11 protein-coding genes are annotated in these 12,992 nt (G+C 70.3%); 7 read left to right on the top strand and 4 right to left on the bottom strand.

What is annotated here, in order from left to right; translation table 11 throughout:
• Window positions 1-215: 215 nt before the first annotated feature.
• From ACGFWI_RS09625 to ACGFWI_RS09615, 3 genes are read left to right on the top strand one after another with little or no spacing between them, the layout of a single operon-like run.
• Entirely contained in the window at window positions 216-2,237 is a 2,022-nt protein-coding gene (locus tag ACGFWI_RS09625) for a LodA/GoxA family CTQ-dependent oxidase (RefSeq protein ID WP_393905379.1), read from the top strand.
• Entirely contained in the window at window positions 2,234-3,382 is a 1,149-nt protein-coding gene (locus ACGFWI_RS09620; protein WP_393905378.1) for an NAD(P)/FAD-dependent oxidoreductase, read from the top strand. The genes ACGFWI_RS09625 and ACGFWI_RS09620 overlap by 4 nt, the downstream gene beginning before the upstream one ends.
• Window positions 3,379-4,098 (top strand): hypothetical protein, encoded by a 720-nt coding sequence (locus ACGFWI_RS09615; RefSeq protein WP_393905377.1) that lies wholly within the window; start codon window positions 3,379-3,381, stop codon window positions 4,096-4,098. Before ACGFWI_RS09620 ends, ACGFWI_RS09615 begins: the two co-directional genes overlap by 4 nt.
• 104 nt (window positions 4,099-4,202) lie before the next feature.
• Here the strand turns inward: ACGFWI_RS09615 and ACGFWI_RS09610 are convergent, their stop codons facing one another.
• Window positions 4,203-5,132 carry a LysR family transcriptional regulator gene (locus ACGFWI_RS09610; RefSeq protein ID WP_393905376.1) on the bottom strand — a complete coding sequence of 310 codons (930 nt, stop codon included), beginning with the start codon at window positions 5,130-5,132 and terminating at the stop codon, window positions 4,203-4,205.
• A 138-nt stretch (window positions 5,133-5,270) separates the two neighbouring features.
• Here ACGFWI_RS09610 and ACGFWI_RS09605 point away from each other — a divergent pair, with 138 nt between their 5' ends.
• Together ACGFWI_RS09605 and ACGFWI_RS09600 are read left to right on the top strand one after the other, a co-directional pair.
• The gene (locus ACGFWI_RS09605; protein ID WP_393905375.1) at window positions 5,271-6,326 is read left to right on the top strand and encodes a YncE family protein; all 1,056 of its coding nucleotides are present in this window, start codon (window positions 5,271-5,273) and stop codon (window positions 6,324-6,326) included.
• A gap of 144 nt (window positions 6,327-6,470) precedes the next feature.
• Complete coding sequence (locus ACGFWI_RS09600) at window positions 6,471-7,355, top strand: NAD(P)H-binding protein (protein ID WP_393905374.1); 885 nt, start codon at window positions 6,471-6,473, stop codon at window positions 7,353-7,355.
• Window positions 7,356-7,508: 153 nt separating this feature from the next.
• Here ACGFWI_RS09600 and ACGFWI_RS09595 read toward each other — a convergent pair whose 3' ends face one another.
• The gene (locus ACGFWI_RS09595; RefSeq protein ID WP_393905373.1) at window positions 7,509-8,345 is read right to left on the bottom strand and encodes a helix-turn-helix transcriptional regulator; all 837 of its coding nucleotides are present in this window, start codon (window positions 8,343-8,345) and stop codon (window positions 7,509-7,511) included.
• A 117-nt stretch (window positions 8,346-8,462) separates the two neighbouring features.
• Between ACGFWI_RS09595 and ACGFWI_RS09590 the strand changes: the two genes are divergently transcribed.
• Window positions 8,463-9,527: an aldo/keto reductase gene (locus ACGFWI_RS09590; protein ID WP_393905372.1), complete on the top strand. Its 1,065-nt coding sequence runs from the start codon at window positions 8,463-8,465 to the stop codon at window positions 9,525-9,527.
• Window positions 9,528-9,586: 59 nt separating this feature from the next.
• Here the strand turns inward: ACGFWI_RS09590 and ACGFWI_RS09585 are convergent, their stop codons facing one another.
• On the bottom strand, window positions 9,587-10,351 hold the full coding sequence (locus ACGFWI_RS09585) for a YqjF family protein (RefSeq protein WP_393905371.1): 765 nt from the start codon (window positions 10,349-10,351) through the stop codon (window positions 9,587-9,589).
• A gap of 245 nt (window positions 10,352-10,596) precedes the next feature.
• The gene (locus ACGFWI_RS09580; protein WP_393905370.1) at window positions 10,597-11,379 is read right to left on the bottom strand and encodes a DeoR/GlpR family DNA-binding transcription regulator; all 783 of its coding nucleotides are present in this window, start codon (window positions 11,377-11,379) and stop codon (window positions 10,597-10,599) included.
• Between the two features lie 274 nt (window positions 11,380-11,653).
• On the opposite strand from ACGFWI_RS09580, the gene ACGFWI_RS09575 reads away from it, so the two are divergent.
• Window positions 11,654-12,979 (top strand): MFS transporter, encoded by a 1,326-nt coding sequence (locus ACGFWI_RS09575; protein ID WP_393905369.1) that lies wholly within the window; start codon window positions 11,654-11,656, stop codon window positions 12,977-12,979.
• The last annotated feature ends 13 nt before the right edge of the window (window positions 12,980-12,992 follow it).

Raw genomic sequence — 12,992 nt, 5'->3', positions numbered from 1 at the left:
CCGGGCGCGGCCTTCCGCTGGGTGCAGCACCCCGCCGGTCCGGCGGCCGCCGTCACGGTCCGTGAGCGGGCCCGGCGTGGCTCCGCGTGTCGGCCCTCTCGAAAGGGTGAATCCGTGCACCCATTGTGACGCCTCGATGTCACCTTGCGAACGACGTCGATCCTACGTTTGAGGCCTTCGGGGGCATCCACACCCGTCCACTGAAAGGCTCCTCGATGGACACACGGATCGCACAGGTGAAGATCCACCCCGCCATAGGAATCGCCCGGATCGGCAACAGCGACAAACAGCCCATCATAGGCCCGGAGTCACCGGACCAGCCGCCGCTGCCGGCCGGTTCCTACAAGGACAGCTCAGGGAAGATCATCCGGCAGGCCGCCCGCTTCCGGATCTACGGCTACAACCAGGCGGGCGAGATCGTCCGCGAGCTGACGCTGGACGACGAGGACGTCACCGAGATCAAGTGGTCGGTGCACCTGGCCAACAAGAAGGCCGCCTGGTACCAGTTCCACATCCCGCTCGACATCCCCGAGGCCACCGGACTGCCGGACACCCAGCGGCGCCGGCGCAATGCCGACGTCAGCGGAGCGGAGCGCAAGAAGCTCGTCATCGACCCCGGCCGCCAGACCATCCGCGCCTCCCAGCACGAGACCGCCACCTTCGCCGGAAAGATCATGACCCGGGCGGTCGCCCTGGGCTCGATCTCCACCCAGACCGACGGACGCCTGCTGGTCGTCGGCGGTGCCGGCAAGTCGGCCTCCTACGCCACACCCGAGAAGCCGATCTCGGGCGTCGCCAACAACGACACCTGGTACGACGACGTCTCCGACGGCCCGGTCACGGCGGAGGTCACCATCGGGGGCGCCACGAAGACCGCGACCCCGGCCTGGGCCGTGGTCGCCCCGCCGCACTACGCGCCCGGTGTGAAGACCGTCCGCACCCTCTACGACCTGCTCCACGACGTGTTCGTCACCGAGCACACCCTGCCCGTCGAGCCGCAGGTGTCCTACCCCGACCACATCGAACCGATCCTGCGGCGGTTCTGCGACCTGCAGTGGGTCAACCACGGCTTCGCCACCCAGTTCGGCTGGGACGGCCCGTACCACTTCCTCGCCCCGGCCATGCGCAAGCGGCTCGCCGACCCGGGCCAGGCCAGCCAGGAACTCCGCCGCCAGGTCTACGTCCACATGCGCGACTACGACCGCGACGGCACGTCCCCGCTGCCCTGGCCGTGGCTCTACGGCGATGCCATGTCCGGCGGCAAGGCCACCTCCGTCCGGCAGCACATCACGCTCTCCGCCGCCCAGGACCGGATGCTGGCCCTGTGGGCCGACGGCCACTTCACCTCCGGCCCGACCCGCACCGGCTTCCCGGACGTGGACGAGGCGCCGCCCGCCGACCAGCCGCATCTGCTGGACCGGGCCGCGCTGGAGAACTGCGCCGCCGACGCGTTCCACCCCGGCTGCGAGGTCACTTGGCCGATGCGGCACAAGACCATGTACTCCGAGCCGTTCCGCATCCTGCACCGCAGCCCGGAGAACCCGGAACGCGACTACGGCGAGGTGCTCACCCTCCAGGACGCCCTGGGCAAGAACGGCCCGCTGTTCGCGCAGGGGCCGGGCGACCTCACCCGCTGGATGGCCGCCCCCTGGCAGTGCGACACGGCGAGCTGCCGCTCCGGCTACCAGGTGCAGTCGGGTCTCGGCCCCCGCTACAGCCCCTATCTGCCCACCTTCTGGCCCGCCCAGATGCCCAACCATGTGCTCAAGCAGTCGGACTTCGCCACCGTCAACACCCCGCCGACCGGCTCCGACGACAGCGCCAGGGAGAAGGCCTTCGAGAACCGCGCGGTGTGGCTGCGCGGCCTGAAGGGCACCAACTTCAACGTTCAGCGCCGGCAGATGATCGACGACTGGTTCAAGTTCGGCATCGTCGAGACACACGAATACACCGTGGGCGACGCGAAGTTCCCCCGGTACCTCCAGGTCGAGTCCGAGCCCGGCTATCCGCCGGCCGCCGACCACGCCAACCTCATCAACATCCAGGTACCCGAGGCGGGTGTGCCCCAACGGGCCGGCGCGGCCGATGCCTGGACCGGGGAGGTCCCGGCCGAGACCGTCGAGTCCATGCTCGTCCAGCAGGCGGTCCAGGAGGTCAAGGAGGCGACCGGCCAGGACGAGACGGCGATCGCCGCCGGTTATCTGGAGAAGCTCGACCCCTTCCACGGCGCCCAGTGAGTCCCGTCCCGGGCTATGACGTCGTGGTCGCGGGTGGTGGCCCGGCCGGCAGCGCCGCCGCGCTCGCCCTCGTACGGGCCGGGCGCACCGTCCTGCTGGCCGACGCGGGCACCGGCCCGCCCAAGGCCGGCGAGGCACTGGTGTCCATGGGGCGGCTGCTCCTGGCCGACCTCGGCGTCGAGGAGCCGGTCCTCGGCACCGGCCATCTGCCCTGCCACGGCAACCTGTCCGCCTGGGGCTCGGCCGAACTGCACGCCGTGGACTTCATCAACGACCCGTACGGCCACGGCTGGCACCTCGACCGTCCGCTCTTCGACCGGCGGTTGCGCGATGCCGCCCGTGCGGCGGGCGCCGAGGTCGCCGAGCACACCCGCGTACGGTGCCCCTCCCGGCAGCCGGACGGCACCTGGCGGCTCGCCCTGCGCGACCGCTCCGGCGGCGGGGAGCGGACGGTCCGCTGCCGCTGGGTGGTGGACGCCACCGGACGGGGCGCCGCGATCGCCGTCCGCTCCGGTGCGCGGCGGCGCACCGGGGACCGGCTCACGGCCTTCCACCTCACCCTCGGCCCGGCCCCGCAGGCCACCACCGACGGCCGTTCGCTGGTCGAGTCCGACCAGGACGGCTGGTGGTACACCGCCCTGCTGCCCTCCCGGCACCGGCTGGTCGCCTACTTCACCGACCCCGATCTGCCCGTCGCCGCCGCGCGCGGTGCCGAGCGGTTCCGCGACCGTCTGCTGGCCACCCGGCACATCTCCCGCCGGGCCCGCCCGCACGGCCTCACCGCCCTGCGGCCACCCCGCCGCGCCCCCGCGCACAGCGCACATCTGGACCGGGTGCACGGCGACGGCTGGACGGCCGCCGGAGACGCGGCGGCCGCCTTCGACCCGCTCAGCTCGCAGGGCATCCTGACCGCCCTCTACACCGGGCTGAGCGCGGGCCGGGCGGTCGACGCCCGGCTGCACGGCGACCGGGCGGCGCTGGCCGACTACGCGGCGAAGGTCGCCACGGCCCGAGCCGCCTACCAGCACGGCCACCGTGCCGTGCACGCACAGGAAACCCGCTGGGCCGACCGCCCCTTCTGGGCCCGGCGCCGGCAGAACACCCGACCGAACCCCCACCCGACGAAAGGCGAGACCTTCTCATGAACACCACTCCCGGGCCCGACCACGACGGACACGAGCACATCCACCGCTTCCTGGTGCTGGGCAAGAAGAAGCTGTTCTTCTACCACCTCGCGCTCTACAACCCCCAGTCCGGCCACAACTACCAGGCGGTGTTCACCTTCACCATCAAGGACAGCGGTGAGCTGCGGGAGAGGTACCTGCAGGACCTGGCGCAGCACGAGAACGAGCGGGTCTTCTACGCCCTGCGCTGTCCGCACCACTTCGAGCTCCCGGAGCTGCAGCAGGGCAAGGAGTTCAGCGTCCATCTGGAGCGGGTCGTCGTGAAGCCGGACGGCAGCCGCGACTTCCAGCAGATGACGACGACCGAGACCCCGGTGGAGTGCAAGAGGGAAGACGTCCGCTCCTTCCGCAAGCTCGGAGACCTGGCCTACCCCGAGTACCTCACCTATCTGATGTTCGGCGAGGGCGACGAGATCCACCTCGCCCACCAGCTCGCGGACCGCCCGAACTGGGACGAGGCCGTCACCGTCGCCACCACGAGGCCCATCGACCCGGCGACGCTCAAGAAGGTCCCGACCCTCGTCATCGACTCGATCCAGGACGCCCACGACAAGCTGATCGAGAGCCCGCTGAAGAACGGCCAGCAGTACCAGGGCAAGATCGACGGGACTGGCCAGACGGTCGACCTCACCGTCGGCCGCCAGGGCTGGTGGAACCACACCAGCCTCAACAACTGACCTGCCGCGCCCTTTCACTCCGTCCCATCGGACATCCGGTGGGGCGGAGCCGTGAACGGCAGGTCCCGTCACCCACGTTGCGGGGGCAGCGCACACCCTCACCCCTACGACGTGGTGCCCGGCTCGGCGTCGCCGTCCCCCGTTCCGGACGGGGCCAGGACCGAGGCCGCCAAGTGGTCGCGGAACCAGCGGTGGCCCGGGTCCGAAGAGTTGCGGGGGTGCCAGGCCATTCCGAGGTCGAGGGGTGCCAGGTCGAGGGGGAGGGGGAAGGTGCGCAGTCCCAGTGCGGAGGTGGTCCCGGGGAGCCAGTCGGCCAGGGTGAGCGCAACGAGGTCGGTGTCCCGGGCGAGCATCATCGCGCTCGTATGGCTGGGTACCACGACCGCGATCCGGCGCCGCAGCCCGCGTTCCGCGAGCGCGCTGTCGATGGGGCCGAGACGCTTGCCGAGCCGGGAGATGCCGATGTGGCCGGCCGCGGCGAAACGGCGGGCGTCGATCCGCCCGTCGAAGAGGGGATGACCGCTGCGGGCGATGCCGACCAGCGTCATCCGGGTGAGCTGCCGGGTCCGGATCTCCGGGTCGAGGTGTCCGAGGACACCCAGTTCGACGTCCACCCAGCCCTGCCGTAGCGCGGGGCCGCCCTCCATGGCCTCCGGCAGGAAGACCACGTCCACGTGCGGGGCCTCCGCGTGGATCCGGTCGGTCAAGGTCCCGGCCAGCCCCGTCAGGAGCAGGTCGGTGGCCTGCACGGCGAAGGTGCGCTGGAGATGCACGGCATCGAAACCGGCTCCGGGCCGCAGGACGTTGTCGCAGTTGCGCAGCAACGCGCCCACCTCCTCCCGGAGTTCCAGGGCTCGCGGGGTCGGGACCATCCCCTGGCCCGCGCGGACCAGCAGAGGGTCGCCGACGGCGCGGCGGAGCCGGGCCAGGGTACGGCTGGCCGCCGCGGGCGACGTGCCGAGTCGCTCCGCGGCGCGGGTCACGCTGTTCTCCTGGAGCAGGGCGTCCAGGGCGCGGAGCAGGTTGAGATCCATTGACGCTCCTGAGCTGCACTTTTACGCCTGAGTCAATTATTGGATGCCAATCTTTGCATTGCCGCGCAATCCTCTGGTGCCGAGAGTGGAGGTGTTCGTGAAGACGCGTCACAACCCTTCGCCCCGTAGGAGCCCGCAATGCAGCAGTCCCCCCGTGCCGGTCGGGAAGGAGAGGTGCTGGCCGTGGTCAGTCAGAGCGGGCCGACGGTCTCGTTCTTCGACGCCGCCTCCGACCGGCACCTCGGTACGACGGAAGTCCTCGCCGAGCCACACGAGTTGTGCTTCGACCCGACGCAGCGACTGCTGTGGTGCACAACGGCCTATCACTCGGGCTACTACCACGCGCACACCGGCCGACGGACCGAGCTGACCGTCATCGACCCCGACACCCGCCGCATCGTCGAGGTCGTCGATCTCGCCCCGGAACACGGGCCGCACGGACTGGCATTGGACACGGCACGTCGTCGCCTCTACGTCAGCGTGGAGGGCTCGGCGGACCGGCCCGGCGGTGTCGTGGTGATCGACACGGAGACCCGTCGGCCGCTGGGCAGGATCGACACGGACGCGCCCGGCCCGCACTGGTTCGCCATCGATCCGGCGGGAAGGACGGGTTACGCCACCAACAAGGAGGCGCCGTTCGTGTCGGTGGTCGACCTCGAACGGGGAACCCTCACCGCGAAGATCGAGGTGCCGGGCAGCGAGGGACTCGCCGTCTCCGCCGACGGCACGCACGTTTTCGTCGCCGAGCCCTACGCCGGTCCCTTCTTCGCCACCGACGAGGAGCGGCCGGCCACCGGGATCGCGGTCATCGACGCCCGGACGGCATCCGTCGTCGACACCCTGCCCACGGAGAACGTCGTCGTGCCGGTGCACCTGACGTCGACGGGAAAGCTGCTCGCGGGCGAACTGCGCATGGCACCCGACCCGGTGTCCCGACTCGGGCGCCAAGCGCCGGGCCGCCTCACCGTGTTCTGCGCCGACACCCGGAAGCAGCTGGGCGAGCTCGAGGTGGGGCTCGGCCCGCTGACCATCACCTCGTCGCCCGACGGCCGGATCGCCTATGTGGCCTGCGTCGTCTCGTCCACCGTCAACCTCGTCGACCTGGAGACGCTGCAGGTCCTGGCCCGGCTGGACATCGCCAAGCTCGGCGAGCCCGGCGCCCACGGCCTGGCCTACCTCCCACGCCCGGCCTGACCTCGTGACACCGCGAACCCTGCGGGCCGGCGATGCCGCCGCTTTCGGGGACGTCGGACTCCATGCCGGGGTCGCGCTGCGTGTGCTCACGACCGCCGCTGTCTGTCACCACCACCCGAAGAAACAGAAACGGAAAAGCACCACATGATCGTCATTACCGCACCCACCAGCACCATCGGCCGCCGGCTCGTCGATGACCTGCTCGACCGCGGGGCGCCGCTGCGCCTCGTCGTCCGCGACGCCTCGCGGCTCGCACCCGAGGTCCGTGAGCGCGTCGAGATCGTCGAGGGCTCGCACAGCGAGACCGCCGTGATCGACCGGGCCTGCGAGGGCGCCGCGGCTGTCTTCTGGCTCGCGCCGGGCGAGCCGGCCGCGCCGACCGCCGAAGCCGCCTATCTCGACTTCACGCGCCCCGCGTGCGAGGCGTTCGCTCGCCACGGCGTCGAGCGCGTCGTCGGGATCTCCGCGCTCGGTCGCGGGACGCCGATGGCCGGTCAGGCCGGCCTGGTGACCGCCTCGCTGGCGATGGACGACCTGATCGCCGCCTCGGGCGTCGCCTACCGAGCGGTGATCTGCCCGTCGTTCATGCACAACCTGCTCCACCAGGTCGGCGCGATCAAGGCGCAGGGCATGTTCTCCATGATGGCCGACCCGGACCTGAAGAGCCCCACCGTTGCCACCCGTGACATCGCCGCCACCGCCGCGCGGCTGCTGCTCGACGACGCGTGGGAGGGGTCCGGCCAGGTCGCCTGCCTCGGGCCCGAAGACCTGTCGCCCAACGAGATGGCACAGATCATCTCCGAGGTCCTCGGCACCGGGGTCAGCTACCGGCAGACTCCGGGCGCGGCGCTCAAGGAACGCCTCACCGGCTTCGGGACGACCGACGCGATGGCGCAGGCGATGGTCGACATGTTCGACGCCAAGAACCAGGGCCTCGACAACGCCGAGCCGCGTACCGCGGAGTCGACGACCCCGACGACGTTCCGGCAGTGGTGTGAGGAGGTCCTCAAGCCGGCCGTCACGGCCTGAACCCGCGATCCAGCGGCCCCCGATCACTCCGTGCCGGTGTCACCCGCCGGCGCGGAGTGGTCCGGGGGCTCAAAGTCCTGCCCTGACCTCGTTGCAGGTCAAAGCCGTTTCCTGGGATTCTGATTTAAAGAACGCCGGAATGACGGTTCGACATCACCGTGCGCACAACCGGTCCAATGCCGACTGGCTCTCATCGTCCGCGGCGCGGTAGATCACCAACCGCTGGTCCGGATCTTGAAGTGGCATCAGCACTTCGAAATGCACGGCGAGCGCACCGACGTCAGGATGCCGCATCACCTTGCGCCCGCGGCCGTTGACCTTGACGTCTCGCTCGGCCCACAAGCGCGCGAATTCCTCGTCATGAGCGGTGAATTCGGCGATGAGGCCGGTCAACGCCTGATCCTCCGGATGCGCGGCCCACGCAGCGCGCAGGTGGGCGATCCCCTCCCGCACGACGCGTTCGCGGTCGACGTAGAACTCGCGTATCTCCGGATGCATCAGGCACAGCCACATCGAATTGCGCTGCGACGGCGGCAGGGTGTCGAAATCCAGTAGCAGCCTCGCCATTTCGCCGTTCCAGGCCAGGATGTCGTAGCGGTGGTTCATCAGCATGGCCGGCAGCGGCGCCAGGTCGGCGACCAGCCGGGCCAGCGGCGGCACTGCTGTGGTGGCGGGCTTGTCGGCGTGGCGGGGGCGGCGCTGCCGGGCCAGGTCGAAGAGGTAGGTGCGTTCGTCGGGGGCCAGGCGCAGCGCACGGGACAGCGCCTCCACCACGTCCGCCGAGGGCCGCAGCCCACGAGCCTGTTCCAGCCGCACGATGTAGTCGACGCTGACCCCGGCCAGTTCGGCTACCTCTTCGCGGCGCAGTCCCGGGGTCCGCCGGGACTGCCGACGCGACGGCAGACCGAGGTCGCGCGGGTCCAGACGTTCGCGCCGGGTCCGCAGGAACGCGGCCAGCTCCTGTGTCGTGTCCACGGTGCGTGTCGTCATGGTCGATCCAACAGCCAGGGTGGGATTGGTGTTCCCAGGATCTTCTTTCCCTTATCCCCGGCTCGCGGCGGTCACAGGCTTGTTCTCGACGACGGATCACAAGCACAGGAGGACATGATGTCGCTCACCCTTGACACCTATCGGCTGCTGGGCTGCTCCGGGCTGCGGGTCTCACCGCTGGCGCTGGGGGCGGCGACCTTCGGCACCGAGTGGGGCTGGGGCGCCGAGCAGGATGAGGCGCGCAAGCTGTTCGACCTCTACGTCGAGCGCGGCGGCAACTTCATCGACACCGCCAACACCTACACGCAAGGCAGCTCCGAGCGTCTGCTGGGCGAATTCACCCGCGATCACCGCGAAAGCCTGGTGCTGGCAACGAAATACACGACGCTGCGCCGGCCCGGCGATCCGAATTCCGGTGGCCCGCACCGCAAGAGCCTGTTCGCGTCGGTGGAAGCCAGTCTGCGACAGCTGAATACGGATTACATCGATCTGCTCTACCTGCACATGTGGGATTTCACGACACCGGTCGAGGAGATCCTGCGCGGCATGGACGATCTGGTCCGGCAGGGCAAGGTCCTGTACGTGGCGATGTCCAACGTCCCGGCCTGGCAGGTGTCGCGCATGCAGGCGATCGCCGACCTGCGCGGCTGGTCGCCGCTGGTCGCGCTGCAGATCGAATACAGCCTGATCGAGCGTACCGGGGAACGTGATCTGATCCCCATGGCACGCGAGATGGGGCTGGGGGTGCTGCCGTACTCACCGCTGGCCGGCGGGGTGCTCACCGGCAAGTACAGCCGCGACGACCTGACCGCGACGCATGCCGACGTCGACGACGGCACCCGCAAGAGGGTCACCATCGCCAACGGCGCGCTCACCGAGCGCAACTTCGCCATCATGGACGTCGTGAAGGAGGTCGCCACGGAGCTGGGCCGCACATCCGCCCAGGTCGGGCTCGCCTGGACCCTGCAGAACCCGGGCGTGACGGCACCGGTCATCGGCGCCCGCACCCCCGCGCAGCTGGCGGACAATCTGGGCGCCCTGGAGGTTGACTTCACCGCCTCCCAACTGGCCCGCCTCGACGAGGCCGGCGCGATCGGACTCGGCGTCCCGCACGACCTGCTCGCCGGCGACTTCGGCCGCACGCTGACCCGCGGCGATCTGAAGGTCGAAACTCACCGCTGATACCCGATCGAGCGCCGAGGGCAGCACTACCGCCGCCCTCGGCGCGATCTCCAGTCCACTCAGGGGGTGGGCAGGCCGCCCGGGCGGGCAGGGCGGCCGAAGCGGACCGGCACGCCGGGGGAGTACAGCACGCTCACCGGTGGCCCGACCGGCGACGGCAGCCCGGCGGCGGTCACCAACTCATCCTCGCAGTGCAGGAGTTCGGCCCGGTGCAGTGGCCAGCGCGGGTGGATGTTGGGCAGATACACCGACCGGCCGAAGAAGGCGTTGTGCATGCCCCAGCGGGCGGTCAGGAAGTGTTCGAGGGCGGTCGGCTCCTCGATCCGCTCGCCGACCCGCACCCCGATCCGACAGCACGCCCCGCGCGGCCCCGGCCAGCGTCGGCTGCTGGTGTAGCTGATGGTGTCCCCGTCGCGGTGGATCGCCATCTTGGCCCACATGTAGGGCAGCCGGAAGGCGCTGCGGGCGAAGGCCACCGGTAGCAGCCGCGATGCCTCCAGAGAGCGGAACACCACGCCGCGTCGGCCGTGCCGGTCCACCGAGTAGAGCCGCACGTTGGTCTCTGGAAAGGTGCCGAGGTACGGGATGCCCGGCACCCTGAACCAGCCCACCTGGTACATCCTGAACGCCACCAGGCCGAGGTAGGTGAGCCCGTCGTGCGTGTCCGGCACGGTCCCGGCCGGCAGCAGCGGCGCCACGTCCGCAGGGTCGGCGGCCCAGTGCAGGAACGACAGGTCGAGCCAGGACTGGGTGAGCAGCGTGCCCGGCACCTCGCGCACCGGATCGGGCGCTATCGGCTCTGCGGGGTCAGGGGCGAGCGACATCGCATCAGCGTCGCACACCCATACGGCCATCGACCCGGGCACCCCCGGCCGGCCCGTCGTGGCGGATGCCGCAACGCGCCCGAACCCACGCGTGGTACCGCTCGGCTGTGCGCGCTCTATCGTGTCGAACTGCTCACCGAGGACGGGGAAGTGACCCTCGCGGCCGAGCGAGCCTGTCGATACACCTGTCGATACACCTGGGGCCTATCGAAGGCACAGAACCGAGCGGAGCGGAGCGGGGCAAGCTAGCCCCGGGCCGGTACCACCAACACCTCGGTGCCGCCCGCCCGTACGTCCCGTACCTGCTCCGCGGGCAGTCCGTCGTCGACGATCAGCAGGTCGAAGTCGGTCAGCGGGGCCAGCGCATAGAGGCCGCCCTTGGCGAACTTGGTGTGGTCGGCGACCAGGACGCGGCGGCCGGCGCTTTCCATCATGGCCCGCTTGACCTGCACGGTCTCCGGTGAGGTGTGGTAGCAGCGGCCGTTGGTGACGGCCGTGGTGGACATGAACAGCACATCGGCGCGAAAGGCCCGTACGGCATCGGCGGTGTGCGGGCCCATGAAGGCGTCATACGCCGGGAAGTAGGCACCGCCCAGCGTGATCAGCGAGATGCCGGGCTCCTTGGCGAGGGTGGTGATGGCCGGCAGCGAGTTGGTGATCACCGTCAGCGGGGTGTGCTCGGCGACCTGGTGGGCCAGCAGCAGACAGGTCGTGCTGTCGTCGAGCAGCACCGTCTGGCCGGGGACCAGCAGCGTCGCGGCGGCCCGTGCCAGCTGCTGCTTGGTCTGCGCCATGGTGGCCATCCGCTCCGCGACGCTGCCGTGGAACTGCGCCGACGGCAGCCCGGTCGCCCCGCCGCGCACCTTGCGCAGCCAGCCCTGCGCCTGAAGGGCGTCCAGGTCGCGGTGCGCGGTCATCAGACTGACGCCGCACTCCTCGGCGAGGTCCGCGGTGCGCACGAAGCCGCGGGCGATGACCGTGTCGCGCATGCGGCGCCGCCGCTCCTCCTGGGCCTCGACCCGGTCCATGGCTTCGCTCCCTCCGGTCCCCGCGCGGCCGCCCGGTGTGGTGATGCGGCCCGTCGTACGGATCCGCCGCGTGAATTCGCCGCGTTATGTTCGCACGGATTTCACATGGCGCGCGCGGTGACCATGGCGTCCACATGCGGTTCCGGTACGACACAACATGGCAGGTCGCGGCCCCGATGCGAAGATTCCGGCGGCCATTGACGCCCGTTTCTGCCCGGCGGTTCCATCACAGCGTTCACCCCTCCTGCCCCGCCGCAGCAGAAAGGGAGATTCGATGACGAACTCTCCGCCGCGTTCGCTGATCACACGCCTGGGTATCCCGCCGACGCTTGCCTGGGGATACCTCGGACTCCTCCTCTTCATGATCGGGGACGGGGTCGAGTCCGGCTATCTCTCGCCGTACCTCATCGACCAGGGCATCTCGGAGTCCCGGGTCGCGCTGCTGTTCACCGTCTACGGGATCGCGGCGGGCATCGCCGCCTGGCTCTCCGGCGTGCTGTCCGACCTGTGGGGCCCGCGCCGCGTCATGTGGACCGGACTGGGCATCTGGGGCGCCTTCCAGCTGCTCTTCCTGCTCGTCGCCATCCCGCTGACCAGCTATCCGCTGCTGATGCTCGCCTACGGGCTGCGCGGTCTGGGCTATCCGCTGTTCGCCTACGGGTTCCTCGTCTGGATCGCCAACGTGACGCCGCGCGTCCGGCTCGGTACGGCGATGGGGTGGTTCTGGTTCGCCTTCACCGGCGGTCTGCCCACTCTCGGCTCGCTGGTCGCGGGCGGCCTCATCCCGCACATCGGCGCCTACGCCACGCTGTGGGCCGCGCTGGTCCTGGTGGTCGCCGGCGGTCTGATCGCCCTGCTGCTGGTCCGTGACGACCACGGCGCACGGCGGCCCCGCGGCGCGGGGGAGGGGCCGGTGGCCACCCTGCTCGGCAGCGTCACGATCCTGTGGCGCAACCCGAGGGTCGGGGCCGGGTCGGTGGTCCGGGTGATCAACACTGCCTCGCAGTTCGGCTTCTTCGTGATCATGCCGATCCACTTCACCAGGACGGTCGGCTTCAGCCTCACCCAGTGGCTGCATCTGCTCAGCGCGATGTTCGCCACCAATATCTTCGCCAACCTGCTGTTCGGCGTGGTCGGCGACCGGTTCGGCTGGCGCCGCACCATCGCCTGGTTCGGTGGTGCCGGCTGCACGCTCAGCACCCTGCTGCTCTTCTATGTGCCGGATGCGGCGGGCGCGAACTTCCCGCTCGCCCTCCTGGTCGCCGCGTTCTACGGCGCTACGCTGGCAGGTTATGTACCGCTATCGGCGCTGGTGCCCACCCTGGAGCCGAAACACCAGGGGCAGGCGCTGGCCGCCCTCAACCTGGGCGCGGGCGCCAGCACCTTCGTCGGCCCGGCCGTCGTCGCCGCCTTCGTCGGGCCGCTCGGCGTCGAAGGGGTTGTCTGGATCTTTGCGGGGATGTACGCGGTGAGCTGTGTGCTCGCCCCTTTCCTGAAGCTGCCGGACGAGCCGGGTACGGCGGATGTGCGGGGTGTTGCCGCACAGCGCGGCGACGCCCCGGAGGACACCGCGGCCGGCGCCGCCTCGGCCCCGGCGTGAGAGGACCCCACTG

Source organism: Streptomyces sp. NPDC048434, assembly GCF_043200375.1.
GTDB lineage: Bacteria > Actinomycetota > Actinomycetes > Streptomycetales > Streptomycetaceae > Streptomyces.
Note: the sequence above shows the minus strand (reverse complement) of the source record. Positions and strands in the feature narration are given on the sequence as shown.

Bases quoted from the DNA above. Each gene is read 5' to 3' on its own strand.
- ACGFWI_RS09580 (WP_393905370.1), bottom strand. From the start codon at position 11,379: ATGGACCGGGTCGAGGCCCAGGAGGAGCGGCGGCGCCGCATGCGCGAC.
- ACGFWI_RS09575 (WP_393905369.1), top strand. From the start codon at position 11,654: ATGACGAACTCTCCGCCGCGTTCGCTGATCACACGCCTGGGTATCCCG.
- ACGFWI_RS09610 (WP_393905376.1), bottom strand. From the start codon at position 5,132: ATGGATCTCAACCTGCTCCGCGCCCTGGACGCCCTGCTCCAGGAGAAC.
- ACGFWI_RS09595 (WP_393905373.1), bottom strand. From the start codon at position 8,345: ATGACGACACGCACCGTGGACACGACACAGGAGCTGGCCGCGTTCCTG.
- ACGFWI_RS09615 (WP_393905377.1), top strand. From the start codon at position 3,379: ATGAACACCACTCCCGGGCCCGACCACGACGGACACGAGCACATCCAC.
- ACGFWI_RS09585 (WP_393905371.1), bottom strand. From the start codon at position 10,351: ATGTCGCTCGCCCCTGACCCCGCAGAGCCGATAGCGCCCGATCCGGTG.
- ACGFWI_RS09625 (WP_393905379.1), top strand. From the start codon at position 216: ATGGACACACGGATCGCACAGGTGAAGATCCACCCCGCCATAGGAATC.
- ACGFWI_RS09605 (WP_393905375.1), top strand. From the start codon at position 5,271: ATGCAGCAGTCCCCCCGTGCCGGTCGGGAAGGAGAGGTGCTGGCCGTG.
- ACGFWI_RS09590 (WP_393905372.1), top strand. From the start codon at position 8,463: ATGTCGCTCACCCTTGACACCTATCGGCTGCTGGGCTGCTCCGGGCTG.
- ACGFWI_RS09600 (WP_393905374.1), top strand. From the start codon at position 6,471: ATGATCGTCATTACCGCACCCACCAGCACCATCGGCCGCCGGCTCGTC.